Here is a 12044-nt window from a genome sequence, read left to right as displayed (position 1 = left end):
AAGTCCTGTTTTTCTGATTCCGATTCCTCGTATTCAGACCGCAGCGCCCAGCATAATCGTGGTCAGTCGCTGGCGGCTATTATGCCGGTGTTTGGGTTGATTTGCATGGATCGGGCCTGTGGCATTCGCTCCGCGGTTTACTCTGCGCGACGCTTCCAGCGTCTACCTACAGCGAGACCCTATCTATCAGAAACATCGTCTCGAACCCTGATTGTTTCATATCCTGCAACAGACACATTTTTGACAGGCTCCAAACATCGCCTAAGTTTAGGAGGTAGCTTTGGAAAAGCTGCTTTCTCAATCGATGTCATGGAGCGTCATTTATGCGTACTGGCTACTTCTACTCTCTGGTTTTTGCCCTGCTCACCAGCGCTTCTATTGCGGCCATTGCTGCACCGACGGCCAAGCCAGAGGCTGGCACTGCACCCTTGGTGCTGGAAGTTTCTCCCGCGGCACAGTCCGGCAAGGTCGATCTGAATCAGGCCGATGCGCCAACCCTTCAGCGCGAGTTGTCTGGTGTGGGGGAAGCCAAGGCCAAGGCGATTGTTGCTTATCGTGAGAGTAATGGGCCGTTTGCGTCCGTGGACGAGCTGCTTGAAGTGAAGGGAATCGGTAAAGCCATTCTGGATAAGAATCGCGAGAAGCTTGAGGTGAACTAAGCTTATACGTCAGCGCCAGGGGCCGGTCATTGACCGGCCTTTTTGCTATGTGGCGAACGCTGTCATGGTGCGCCTTTCGTCGATGCGTGAAAAATTATGGCTATCATATACGGCTAAGATTATGCCTGTAATAAATTAGGTTTTCGCTAAGCGTTCTGGCCTCAGGCGCTTGTCTTTCCCTTTGGCATCTCACAGGAGCACTGTCATGAATTCTGTCCAGTCCCAAGGTACGGCCCTCGTCACCGGTGCTTCTTCCGGTATCGGTGCGATTTACGCCGAGCGGTTGGCGGCGCGTGGTTTTGATTTGTTATTGGTCGCCCGTGATCAAGAGCGGCTGGAAGCAGCGGCTACCAAATTGCGCGCAGAGCATGGCGTTCAGGTCGAGATGCTCAAGGCGGATCTGACTCAAAAGGATGAAGTGCTGAAGCTTGAGCAGCGTCTTCGCAGCGATTCGAGTATCAGCCTGCTGCTGAACAACGCCGGTGTTGCAGCGGATGGTTTGTTGGCCAATGCCGACATGGATCAACTGGAACGCTTGATTCAACTGAACGTGACAACGGTCACGCGACTGGCCTCGGCAGCGGCCGCCAGTTTTGCCAAGGCGGGTCGGGGTACGATCATCAATATCGGGTCAGTGGTGGCCTTGTTTCCCGAGCGCTTCAATGCCACTTACAGCGCCAGCAAGGCTTATGTGTTAAGTCTGACTCAGTCGTTGAACGCCGAACTGGATGGCACCGGGGTCAAGGTGCAGGCCGTGTTGCCAGGCGTAACACGTACCGAAATCTGGGAGCGCTCCGGTATCGACGCAACCCAGATTCCGGCGGATATGGTTATGGAAGCTGGGGAGATGGTCGATGCGGCGCTGTCGGGTCTGGACCAGGGTGAGTTGATCACCATTCCTTCGTTGACGGATGCGGCCGACTGGGATGCCTTCATTGCGGCGCGTCATGTACTGGCGCCGAATCTTTCCAAAAGTAAGGCCGCCGCGCGTTACACGTGAGGCATCATGAATCGGCTTGAGGTATTTGCGGTATGAGTGATCGTCGAGTAGTTGTAACGGGCATGGGCCTGGTGTCTCCATTGGGTTCTGGTGTGGAAGCCGTTTGGTCGCGTCTGTTGGCCGGGCGTTCCGGGTTGCGTAATTTGCCGGATGAGGTGGTTGCCGATTTGCCGGCCAAGGTCGGGGGCGCAGTGCCGACGCTGGCTGACGATCCCGAAGCGGGTTTTGACCCGGATCGGGCGACGCCACCCAAAGAGCAGAAGAAGATGGACCGCTTCATTATGTTTGCCATGGAAGCGGCGCGTCAGGCGCTGGAGCAGGCCGGTTGGCAAGCGGCGGACGCCAATGCCCAGGAGCGTACGGCAACCATTATTGGTTCCGGCGTGGGTGGTTTCGGTGCGATAGCGGATGCGGTGCGCACCACGGACAGCCGTGGGCCGCGACGCCTGTCGCCGTTCACCATTCCCTCATTTCTGGTCAACCTCGCTGCGGGTCATGTGTCGATCCAGCACGGTTTCAAGGGCCCATTGGGTGCGCCGGTGACGGCTTGCGCCGCCGGGGTCCAAGCGATTGGTGATGCGGCGCGGTTGATTCGTTGTGGCGAGGCAGACATCGCGGTATGTGGCGGTGCGGAAGCGGCGATCGATCGCGTCAGTCTCGCCGGGTTTGCCGCTGCTCGTGCCTTGTCCAGCGGTTACAACGACACCCCGGAGCGTGCCTCGCGGCCGTTCGACAGTGACCGCGATGGCTTTGTCATGGGGGAGGGCGCTGGCCTTCTGGTGATTGAATCCCTGGAGCATGCCTTGGCCCGCGGTGCTCAACCGCTGGCGGAACTGGTAGGTTACGGCACCAGTGCCGACGCCTATCACCTGACGGCGGGTCCCGAGGATGGCAGCGGTGCGCAACAGGCGATGTCACTGGCGTTGGCCCAGGCGGGCATTTCGCCGGCGCAGGTGCAGCATCTCAATGCTCATGCAACCTCGACACCGGTCGGGGACTTGGGAGAGTTGGCGGCCATCAAGGCGTTGTTCGGCACGGATAACAAAATCGCCGTGACATCGAGCAAATCGGCCACCGGGCATTTGCTGGGTGCAGCAGGCGGAATCGAGGCGATCTTCACGTTGTTGGCGATTCGCGATCAGATCGTGCCGGCCACCCTCAACTTCGATAACCCGGACCCCGCCGCCCAAGGAGTGGACATCGTTCACGGTCAGGCGCGGCCGATGGCGATCGAGTACGCACTGTCCAATGGTTTCGGGTTTGGCGGGGTCAATGCCAGCGTGCTGTTCAAGCGCTGGCAGGATTAGTCCTGGGGCTGTTTGAGAAACTCGCGTGTCACGTCGAGAATCCGCTGGGCCAGTTCTGGGTTCTCGACACTGCGCGATAGCAGCAACGCCCCGACCAGGGCGGACATGATGAAGATGCTGCGGTCGGCGGCATCTTCGCCTTCAAGCGTGCCTTGCACTTGTTCGAGCCTTGAATTGAGCACCACGTCAGAGGTTGGACTGGGTTGTCCGCGCAGACCTAGTTCCGATGACATGGTCGGCAGCGGGCAGCCTTCATCGGGCGTGGTCTGGTGCCATTCGGACAGATAGGTGTCGATGAACGTTTCCAGCGGGCGATCCTGAGCGAAGAGCTCGGCGCAGGTGGCGTCGCACTGCTCGCCGGCGGCCTGCAGTGCCTTTTCCACCAGTTCGTCCTTGGACTTGAAATGCGAGTAGAAACCGCCGTGAGTCAAGCCCAATGCTTTCATCAGGGGTTGCAAGCCGGTCGCGCCGATACCGTCACGGCGAAATCGCGCTGATGCTTCCTTGATGATGCGTTGATGGGTCTGGGCTTTATGGTCCTGCGAGTAACGCATCTGGAATCTCCGCAACAATGCGCCATCTTAACCAATGAAAATTGGATGGTGACTGTACTTCTACTTCTAAAAAGCATGCAGATGCGTCCAACGTCGTCCTGCCGCGTCGAATGAACTGGCACGAATAGTGATTATTAGTCAGTTGACGATTGTTGAACAATCACGAGGCGATGAGCATGAACAGTGGACTGTCCCTGGCCGACCACATCACATTGGAGATACGCGCCGACATCATTGGCGGTCGTCTATTGCCTGGCATGGCGTTGGTGGAAAACGATCTGGTGTCTGCCTACAACGCCTCCCGTAACACCATTCGCGAAGCCTTGCACCGCCTAGGACAGGATGGTCTGACTCGATACGTGCGCAACAAGGGCGTGATGGTGCGCAGGCTGGGCGTGGATGATGCGCGGGATCTGTTCAAGGTTCGGCGCACCCTGGAGTTGCAGGCCATCAGCGTCAGCCCGCCACTTCGCGACGACCAGTCCGTCCGGATGCTCGAGGCGCTGGAGGCCACCGAACTTGCCCGTGAGCGCGAGGACTGGCGCGCCGTCGGCACCCATAGCCTGGCGTTTCATCAACACATCGTCGGATTACTGCGCAGCCCATTGTTCGATGAGTTTTTCACCAACGTTGTTGCGCAACTGCGCCTGGCGTTCTGCACCGCTCCCGATGAATCACGGTTTCAGGCGCCTTGGCTGGCTCGCGACCGACAGATTCATGACCTGCTGGCCGAGGGCGACAAATCCGCAGCCGAGGATGCCATGAGCCTTTATCTGGACGATTCCGAACACCTCCTGTTGCAGATGCTTGCACCGATTTCCCGTCACTGATCGAGGATTCTTGCCATGTACAAAGACTATCCGGCGGCCTATCAAGTCAGCAAAGGCTCGGCCTTGCAGGTGGACAAAGCCTTCTACGAGCGGATCCGCGACACGAAGGAGGGGCGTACGCTGATTGAGCAGTTCGAAGTGCCGATCCGCACCGGTCGGGCCTGGAACGTACCGGCCGGGCACGTGTTCCGCGTGACCACGCCGGTCGGCCCGCAAGTCGGCGACTTCAACGTCTGGAATGCCAACGACCCGCGCGAGCGTCTTTGGGCTTCTCGGACCCGGCAACTGCAGGGCGCCCATGTCAGCACCCACGACCGGCTCTGGTCGAACCTGCCCTTTTTACGACCGCTGGTGACCATTACCGACGACAGCCTGGCCGGTTATGGCATTGATGAACATGGCGGCCGCTTGCACGATTTGCTGGGCACTCGCTGTGATCCCTACGTGAACAAAATGCTCACCGGAGAGGATTTTCATCATCACTGCCACTCCAACCTGACTCGCGCCGTGTTGCCCCATGGCCTGACCGAGTTCGACGTGCATGACGTGCTGAACATTTTCCAGTGCACGGGCCTGAACCATGACGATATGTACTTCATGAAGGCCTGTCCGGCGCAGAAGGGCGATTACCTGGAGTTCTTTGCCGAGATCGATTTGCTGTGTGCGCTGTCGACTTGTCCGGGAGGTGATCTTTCGCTGGCCATGTGGGGGCCAGAAGCGCAGGACCCGCTGAGCGTCTGTCGCCCGCTGGGGGTGGAGATTTATCGATTGGAGGATTCGTTGCTCGCGGGCTGGAGCCAGCCGGAACGTGCAGCGTACAAAGGGCTGCATGGCTTGCACATTGCCAAGGCGGATTGGGAGCAGTAGAAACGTCAAACCCTGTCATTCATCAGGAATGACAGGGTTTGTTTTCAGCGGTCCTGCGCATCCTTGGCGTCCGCTTCCGCGTTGCGTTCAGCGACTCGTTTACGTTGCTCTTCGGTGAGGTCGACCTTGTTGGCGGTGTCACGCAACATCATCAAACCACCAACGATCGAGCCGATTGCAACGACCAGAATCAACCAGGCATACCAGGGCATAGGGCTCTCCTTGAGGGCAGGCCGATTGGCGGGTTTCGCCAATCGATCGTGCATACCACTTTGAGCGATTTCATTTCGCAGTGGTTCCATTCTATGCCTGATATGACAGCTGCACTGCGCCTGATTAAAGTCCGGTCAACATTGCGTCTGCCGGCGCATCCGCGCGCAACTGCGCCGTGAGCATGAAATACACGAAACCCACCGCCATGAAGCCGAGGAAGATCAACCCGATCAACGTGTTGAACCAGGCCATCGCCACCAGGCACACCACCGCCAGTATCAGCGCAATCAATGGCACCAACGGGTAGCACGGCGCGCGGAAGGTGCGCTCCAGGTTCGGTTCGGTTTTGCGTAGTTTGAACAGGCTGAGCATGCTCATGATGTACATCACGATCGCGCCGAACACCGCCATGGTGATCATCGCCGCGGTCAGCGTCATGCCGCCCAAATTGATCAGGCCGTCGCTGTAGATTGCCGCAATACCGATCACGCCGCCGGCAATGATGGCCCGGTGCGGGGTCTGGAAGCGCGACAGTTTCGCCAGTGACGCCGGCAGATAGCCGGCGCGGGCAAGGGCGAAAAACTGCCGCGAGTAGCCGAGGATGATCCCGTGGAAACTCGCCACCAGGCCGAACAGGCCGATCCATACCAGCATGTGCAACCAGCCCGAACTTTCGCCGACCACGGTTTTCATCGCTTGTGGCAGCGGGTCGTTGATGTTCGAGAGGGTGCGCCAGTCGCCGACGCCGCCAGCAAAGAACATCACGCCCATGGCCAGCAATACCAGGCTCAGAATGCCGCTGATGTAGGCCTTGGGGATTGTGCGTTTCGGGTCTTTGGCCTCTTCCGCGGCCATGGCTGCGCCTTCGATGGCCAGAAAGAACCAGATGGCGAAAGGAATCGCCGCGAACATCCCGGCAATCGCCGGCGCCCCGAACACATCGGAACCGGCCCAGCCATTGAGTGCGAAGTTACTGAAGCTGAACGCCGGCGCAACCACACCCATGAACACCAGCAGTTCCGCCACGGCCAGTACGCAGACAATCAACTCGAAGGTTGCGGCCAGTTTCACCCCGAGAATGTTCAGACCCATGAATACGATGTAGGCGCCGACCGCTGCGTGTTTCGGGTCGAGGGCCGGGAATTGCACATTCAGGTACGCACCGATTGCCAGTGCAATCGCCGGCGGGGCGAAGACGAATTCAATCAGCGTCGCCAGCCCGGCGATCAATCCGCCTTTCTCGCCAAAGGCACGGCGGCTGTAGGCAAAGGGGCCGCCGGCATGGGGAATCGCCGTCGTCAGTTCGGTGAAACTGAAGATAAAGCAGGTGTACATCGTGGCGACCATGAAAGAGGTCACCAGGAACCCGAGTGTTCCGGCCACGCCCCAGCCATAACTCCAGCCGAAATATTCACCGGAAATCACCAGCCCGACCGCAATGCCCCACAAGTGCAACGTGCCCAGCGTGGGTTTTAGTTGTGTGTTCATTCGTTTGCTCCCTGAACGGTTTGGACAGCTTCGGGGGAGGGCGTTTGCAGTGGGCGTGCCAGCGTTGTGATAGCAGTCGTAAAGCGTAAAAAGGCGTCGTAGCGGGGATGTTCTGTGGTGGATGGGCACTTTTTGTGCGCCAGTTCGGAGCGTTGTTGCCTGTAATGCCGCCTTCGCGAGCAAGCCCGCTCCCGCATTCGGATTGCGTTTGCCCAAACAACTCCGAACCCTGTGGGAGCGGGCTTGCTCGCGAAGAGGCCCGAACAAACACTGCAAAACTCCGCTGTAACAAACCCATAAACCCACTCTTTACTCTTTCTTTATGCCCAGCCAGCCCCCTCGATCTCGCTCCTTTACAGCCTCCCTGCCGACAATCACTCCACACGCGGCAATACGCCGTAACACGGAGAACTTCCATGAGCGTTCTGGACGGGGTGTCACTGCTACTCGCAGTGGGGCTGTTCATTTATCTGTTGGTTGCGCTGTTGCGCGCGGACCGGAACTAGGGGCGGCTATGCACAGTTATGACTATTGGCTGATCCTGGCCTTCTTTGCCTTGGTGCTGATCCCGGCACCGTTCCTCGGGCGGTTCTACTACAAGGTAATGGAAGGTCAGCGCACCTGGCTGACACCGATCCTGGGACCTGTGGAGCGTGGCTGTTATCGGGTGGCCGGCGTTGATCCGCAGGCCGAACAGAGCTGGCAGAAATACACCCTGGCCTTGCTCGCCTTCAACCTTGCGGGCTTCTTGCTGTTGTTCGTGATCCTGTTGTTCCAGGACCACTTGCCACTGAACCCGCAGAACCTGCCGGGTCAAGAGTGGACGCAAGCGTTCAATACTGCCGTCAGCTTTATGACCAATACCAACTGGCAGTCTTACAGTGGCGAAGCGACCCTGAGCTACCTGAGTCAGATGGTCGGCCTCACCGTGCAGAACTTTGTCAGCGCCGCCACCGGCCTCGCCGTGTTGGTTGCCCTGTGTCGCGGGATCGGCCGCAAGTCGAGCAAAACCCTCGGCAACTTCTGGGTCGACATGACCCGCGCCACCCTCTACGGTTTGTTGCCGCTGTGCCTGCTGCTGGCGCTGTATTTGGTCTGGCAGGGCGTACCGCAAACCTTCGCGCAGTACGTGAATGCCGTGACGATGCAAGGCGTCGATCAGGTGATCCCGCTTGGCCCGGCCGCCAGTCAGATTGCGATCAAGCAACTGGGCACCAACGGCGGTGGTTTCTTCGGCGTCAACTCGGCGCACCCGTTCGAGAACCCGACGGCGTGGAGCAACCTGTTCGAGATGACTTCGATCATCCTGATCCCGGTCGCCCTGGTTTTCACCTTTGGCCACTACGTGAAAGACCTGCGTCAGAGCCGCGCGATCATCGCCTGCATGCTGGCGCTGTTCCTGATCGGCGGCGCGACTTCGCTGTGGGCCGAATACCAACCGAACCCGACCCTGAACAACATCGCCGTCGAACAGACCGCGCCGCTGGAAGGCAAGGAAGCACGGTTCGGCACCACCGCCACGGTGCTGTGGTCGGTGACGACTACCGCGGCGTCCAACGGTTCGGTCAACGGCATGCACGACAGCCTCAACCCGCTGAGCGGCATGGTCGCGCTGGTCAACATGATGGTCGGCGAAGTGATCTTCGGTGGCGTCGGTGCCGGGCTCTACGGCATGTTGCTCAACGTGTTGATCGCGGTGTTCCTCGCCGGCCTGATGATCGGTCGCACGCCGGAATACCTCGGCAAGAAACTGCAGGCCAGGGAAGTCCAGTTGCTGGTGGTGACCTTGCTGGTGATGCCGGTCGGCGTGTTGGTGCTCGGTGCGATTGCTGCGAGCCTGCCCGGTCCAGTGGCCTCGGTGAGTAACCCCGGCGCCCATGGTTTCAGTCAGTTGCTCTACAACTACACCTCGGCCAGTGCCAACAACGGTTCGGCGTTCGGCGGCTTCGGTGCCAACACGGCGTTCCACAACCTGATGCTCGGTCTTGGCATGTTGATCGGTCGCTTCGGTTACATCCTCCCGGTACTGGCGTTGGCCGGCAGCCTGGCGATGAAGAAAACCGCACCGATCGGTCAGAACAGCTTCCCGACGCACGGCCCGCTGTTCGTGACCCTGCTGACCGTGACCATTTTGCTGGTGGGCGGTTTGACCTTCCTGCCAACGCTGGCTCTGGGTCCTATTGCTGAACATTTGAGTATGGGCTTCTAAGGAATCCATCATGAATATGCCTGTAAGCAAAACCGTCGCCGCCAAGGCGCCGGAACAACCGAAAACCGCGATCTCGGCCCTCTGGCGCCCGGCGCTGGTGCAAGCCTTCGTCAAGCTCGACCCACGGCAATTGCAGCGTGCGCCGGTGATGCTGGTGGTCGAACTGACCGCCGTCCTGACCACCGTGCTGTGCTTCATTCCCGACAGCGCCGTGCCAACCTTCGTCGCCGCGCAAATCGCACTGTGGTTGTGGTTCACCGTGCTCTTCGCCAACTTCGCCGAAGCCCTGGCCGAAGGTCGCGGCAAGGCCCGCGCCGACAGCCTCAAGGCCGGCAGCGAAGGCTTGAGCGCCCGCCGCAAAACCAGCAACGGCACCTTTCAAGTGGTGCCGGCGACCATTCTGCGCAAAGGCGATGTGGTGCGCGTTGAAGCCGGGGAAATGATCCCCGGTGACGGCGAGGTCATCGAAGGTATCGCCGCCGTCAACGAAGCGGCGATTACCGGTGAATCCGCGCCGGTGATTCGCGAGTCCGGGGGCGACCGTTCGGCCGTCACCGGCAACACCCGCCTGGTATCCGACTGGCTGCTGGTGCGCATCACCGCCAATCCCGGCGAGTCGACACTGGACCGCATGATCGCCCTGGTCGAAGGCGCCAAGCGCCAGAAAACCCCGAACGAGGTCGCGCTCGACATCCTGCTGATCGGCTTGACCCTGATCTTCCTGCTGGTGGTCGTGACCCTGCAACCGTTCGCCCACTTCGCTAACGGCAGCTTGCCGCTAGTGTTCCTGGTGGCGTTATTGGTCACGCTGATTCCGACCACCATTGGCGGTTTGCTGTCCGCCATCGGTATCGCCGGGATGGACCGTCTGGTGCGCCTGAACGTCATTGCCAAATCCGGTCGCGCCGTGGAAGCGGCGGGGGACGTTCACGTCCTGCTGCTGGACAAGACCGGCACCATCACCTTCGGTAACCGTCGCTGCACCGCTGTTTATGCAGCGCCCGGCGTGACCGCGAAGGAGCTTGCTGAAGGTGCGTTGTTCGCTTCGCTGGCCGATGACACCGCCGAAGGCAAGTCCATCGTCGAATACCTGCGCGGGATGCATCCGCAACCTGAGCCCTCCGCTGACCTGTTGACCGCTGTGCCGTTCAGCGCCGAAACCCGTTTGTCCGGTGTCGACTATCAAGGCCGTGTATATCGCAAAGGTGCGGTCGATTCGTTGCTGGCTTTCGTTGGCCTGAAACGCGCCGATCTGGCCCCGGCCCTGTCCCGGGAAATCGACAAGATCGCCCAGAGCGGCGGCACGCCATTGCTGGTCTGCGCCGAGGGTAAATTGCTCGGCGCGATCCACCTCAAGGACGTGGTCAAGCCCGGCATCCGCGAGCGTTTCGCCGAGCTGCGCAAACTGGGGATCCGCACGGTCATGGTGACCGGTGACAACCCGCTGACCGCTGCCGCCATTGCCGCCGAAGCGGGTGTCGATGACGTGCTGGCCGAAGCCACGCCAGAGAAGAAACTGGCGCGCATTCGTCACGAACAGAACGACGGTCGCCTGGTCGCCATGTGCGGTGACGGCGCCAACGACGCCCCGGCCCTGGCCCAGGCTGACGTCGGCATGGCGATGAACGACGGCACGCAAGCGGCTCGCGAGGCGGCGAACATGGTCGACCTCGACAGCGACCCGACCAAGCTGCTGGACGTGGTGCAAATCGGTAAAGAATTGCTGGTGACCCGTGGTGCGTTGACGACGTTTTCCATCGCCAACGACGTGGCCAAGTACTTCGCCATCCTGCCGGCGTTGTTTGCCTCGATTTACCCGCAATTGGGTGTGCTGAACGTCATGCACTTGAGCAGTCCGCAGAGCGCGATTCTGTCGGCGATCGTGTTCAACGCCTTGATCATCGTGGTGCTGATTCCGCTGGCGCTGCGTGGTGTGCGAGTGCAGGCGGCCAGTGCGGCGGCGTTGTTGCGACGCAACCTGCTGATCTACGGATTGGGCGGGATTCTGGTGCCGTTTGTGGGGATCAAGGCGATCGACATGCTGTTGACCGCGTTGCATCTGGTTTGACGATCTATCGGGTGGCGCAGGCTCTGTGGCGAGGGGATTCATCCCCGTTCGACTGCGAAGCAGTCGCCAACCCAATAAATGCGCTGTATTGGAAGAAATGAGGTCGCAGGTGTTTGGGGCTGCTGCGCAGCCCAACGGGGATAAATCCCCTCGCCACAGGGTTGGTGGCGGCCTGAATGCATGTGTTTTTTTCACCGAATTCGAGGATTTTGAAATGTCCACAATGATACGTCCGGCCCTGAGCCTGCTTGTGCTGATGACCCTGATCACCGGCGTCGCTTACCCCTTGGTCGTCACCGGCGTCGCTCAGGTCGCGTTCCCGGATCAAGCCAATGGCAGCCTGATGCGCGACGCCGACGGCAAGGTCCGTGGCTCGTCGCTGATTGCCCAGGATTTCGTTGGTGATGCCTGGTTCCACCCACGGCCCTCCGCCGGTGCGTTTGCCACGGTGTCGAGCGGCGCCAGCAACCTTTCGCCGAGCAACCCGGCGCTCGCGACTCGCGTGATTGACGATGCCAGTAAACTGCTGGTGCCAGGTCAGGGGCCTGTGCCGTTGGCCATGCTCACCACCTCCGGCAGCGGCCTCGATCCGCACTTGCCACCGGCCGCGATTGCCTATCAACTGGCGCGTGTTGCGGCGGCGCGTAATCTGCCGGTGGCGACCCTCCAGCAATTGATGGATGCGCATATCGAGCAGCCATTGGTGGGCCCGCCGGTGGTTAATGTGTTGGCACTGAATGCGGCGTTGGAAAACCTGTAGTTCGGTGGTGCTGCCAATCGCTAGCAGGCTAGCTCCCACAGGGGATCTTCAGTGTCCACAAATCTAATGTGGGAGCTAGCCTGCTAGCG

General features: G+C 60.0%; 12 protein-coding genes. 9 read left to right on the top strand and 3 right to left on the bottom strand.

Annotated elements, in window-relative coordinates; genetic code table 11:
• Positions 1-323: 323 nt before the first annotated feature.
• From ACYZTM_RS06175 to fabF, 3 genes are all read left to right on the top strand, one after another.
• Positions 324-659: a ComEA family DNA-binding protein gene (locus ACYZTM_RS06175; protein ID WP_461987622.1), complete on the top strand. Its 336-nt coding sequence runs from the start codon at positions 324-326 to the stop codon at positions 657-659.
• A gap of 205 nt (positions 660-864) precedes the next feature.
• Positions 865-1659: an SDR family NAD(P)-dependent oxidoreductase gene (locus tag ACYZTM_RS06170; protein WP_461987620.1), complete on the top strand. Its 795-nt coding sequence runs from the start codon at positions 865-867 to the stop codon at positions 1657-1659.
• Positions 1660-1691: 32 nt separating this feature from the next.
• Complete coding sequence (gene fabF, locus ACYZTM_RS06165; RefSeq protein WP_461987618.1) at positions 1692-2966, top strand: beta-ketoacyl-ACP synthase II; 1275 nt, start codon at positions 1692-1694, stop codon at positions 2964-2966.
• Here fabF and ACYZTM_RS06160 read toward each other — a convergent pair.
• Positions 2963-3520: a TetR/AcrR family transcriptional regulator gene (locus tag ACYZTM_RS06160; protein ID WP_461987616.1), complete on the bottom strand. Its 558-nt coding sequence runs from the start codon at positions 3518-3520 to the stop codon at positions 2963-2965. The two genes, fabF and ACYZTM_RS06160, sit on opposite strands and share 4 nt — an antisense overlap.
• A gap of 176 nt (positions 3521-3696) precedes the next feature.
• Between ACYZTM_RS06160 and ACYZTM_RS06155 the strand changes: the two genes are divergently transcribed.
• Complete coding sequence (locus ACYZTM_RS06155; RefSeq protein ID WP_461987614.1) at positions 3697-4350, top strand: GntR family transcriptional regulator; 654 nt, start codon at positions 3697-3699, stop codon at positions 4348-4350.
• A 15-nt stretch (positions 4351-4365) separates the two neighbouring features.
• Positions 4366-5217 carry an urea carboxylase-associated family protein gene (locus ACYZTM_RS06150; protein WP_461987612.1) on the top strand — a complete coding sequence of 284 codons (852 nt, stop codon included), beginning with the start codon at positions 4366-4368 and terminating at the stop codon, positions 5215-5217.
• A 44-nt stretch (positions 5218-5261) separates the two neighbouring features.
• Here the strand turns inward: ACYZTM_RS06150 and ACYZTM_RS06145 are convergent, their stop codons facing one another.
• Together ACYZTM_RS06145 and eat are read right to left on the bottom strand one after the other, a co-directional pair.
• The gene (locus ACYZTM_RS06145) at positions 5262-5429 is read right to left on the bottom strand and encodes a DUF2897 family protein (protein ID WP_094468421.1); all 168 of its coding nucleotides are present in this window, start codon (positions 5427-5429) and stop codon (positions 5262-5264) included.
• A 124-nt stretch (positions 5430-5553) separates the two neighbouring features.
• Positions 5554-6918: an ethanolamine permease gene (eat, locus tag ACYZTM_RS06140; RefSeq protein WP_461987610.1), complete on the bottom strand. Its 1365-nt coding sequence runs from the start codon at positions 6916-6918 to the stop codon at positions 5554-5556.
• A gap of 416 nt (positions 6919-7334) precedes the next feature.
• Between eat and kdpF the strand changes: the two genes are divergently transcribed.
• The 4 genes from kdpF (at position 7335) to kdpC (ending at position 11955) form a co-directional block, all read left to right on the top strand.
• Complete coding sequence (kdpF, locus tag ACYZTM_RS06135; RefSeq protein WP_007899818.1) at positions 7335-7424, top strand: K(+)-transporting ATPase subunit F; 90 nt, start codon at positions 7335-7337, stop codon at positions 7422-7424.
• A gap of 8 nt (positions 7425-7432) precedes the next feature.
• Positions 7433-9127, top strand: coding sequence for a potassium-transporting ATPase subunit KdpA (gene kdpA, locus ACYZTM_RS06130; RefSeq protein ID WP_131060012.1), 1695 nt, complete (start codon positions 7433-7435; stop codon positions 9125-9127).
• Between the two features lie 10 nt (positions 9128-9137).
• The gene (kdpB, locus tag ACYZTM_RS06125; RefSeq protein ID WP_131060013.1) at positions 9138-11195 is read left to right on the top strand and encodes a potassium-transporting ATPase subunit KdpB; all 2058 of its coding nucleotides are present in this window, start codon (positions 9138-9140) and stop codon (positions 11193-11195) included.
• Positions 11196-11409: 214 nt separating this feature from the next.
• Complete coding sequence (kdpC, locus tag ACYZTM_RS06120) at positions 11410-11955, top strand: potassium-transporting ATPase subunit KdpC (protein ID WP_131060014.1); 546 nt, start codon at positions 11410-11412, stop codon at positions 11953-11955.
• Positions 11956-12044: the final 89 nt, after the last annotated feature.

The organism is Pseudomonas sp. MDT2-39-1 (assembly GCF_054898085.1).
The sequence above is the reverse complement of the archived record's forward strand: the minus strand, read 5'-3'. Positions and strand labels throughout refer to the sequence as shown.

Bases quoted from the DNA above. Each gene is read 5' to 3' on its own strand.
- kdpC (WP_131060014.1), top strand. From the start codon at position 11,410: ATGTCCACAATGATACGTCCGGCCCTGAGCCTGCTTGTGCTGATGACC.
- ACYZTM_RS06145 (WP_094468421.1), bottom strand. From the start codon at position 5,429: ATGCCCTGGTATGCCTGGTTGATTCTGGTCGTTGCAATCGGCTCGATC.
- kdpF (WP_007899818.1), top strand. From the start codon at position 7,335: ATGAGCGTTCTGGACGGGGTGTCACTGCTACTCGCAGTGGGGCTGTTC.
- kdpA (WP_131060012.1), top strand. From the start codon at position 7,433: ATGCACAGTTATGACTATTGGCTGATCCTGGCCTTCTTTGCCTTGGTG.
- ACYZTM_RS06170 (WP_461987620.1), top strand. From the start codon at position 865: ATGAATTCTGTCCAGTCCCAAGGTACGGCCCTCGTCACCGGTGCTTCT.
- ACYZTM_RS06150 (WP_461987612.1), top strand. From the start codon at position 4,366: ATGTACAAAGACTATCCGGCGGCCTATCAAGTCAGCAAAGGCTCGGCC.
- fabF (WP_461987618.1), top strand. From the start codon at position 1,692: ATGAGTGATCGTCGAGTAGTTGTAACGGGCATGGGCCTGGTGTCTCCA.
- ACYZTM_RS06155 (WP_461987614.1), top strand. From the start codon at position 3,697: ATGAACAGTGGACTGTCCCTGGCCGACCACATCACATTGGAGATACGC.
- ACYZTM_RS06160 (WP_461987616.1), bottom strand. From the start codon at position 3,520: ATGCGTTACTCGCAGGACCATAAAGCCCAGACCCATCAACGCATCATC.
- eat (WP_461987610.1), bottom strand. From the start codon at position 6,918: ATGAACACACAACTAAAACCCACGCTGGGCACGTTGCACTTGTGGGGC.
- kdpB (WP_131060013.1), top strand. From the start codon at position 9,138: ATGAATATGCCTGTAAGCAAAACCGTCGCCGCCAAGGCGCCGGAACAA.
- ACYZTM_RS06175 (WP_461987622.1), top strand. From the start codon at position 324: ATGCGTACTGGCTACTTCTACTCTCTGGTTTTTGCCCTGCTCACCAGC.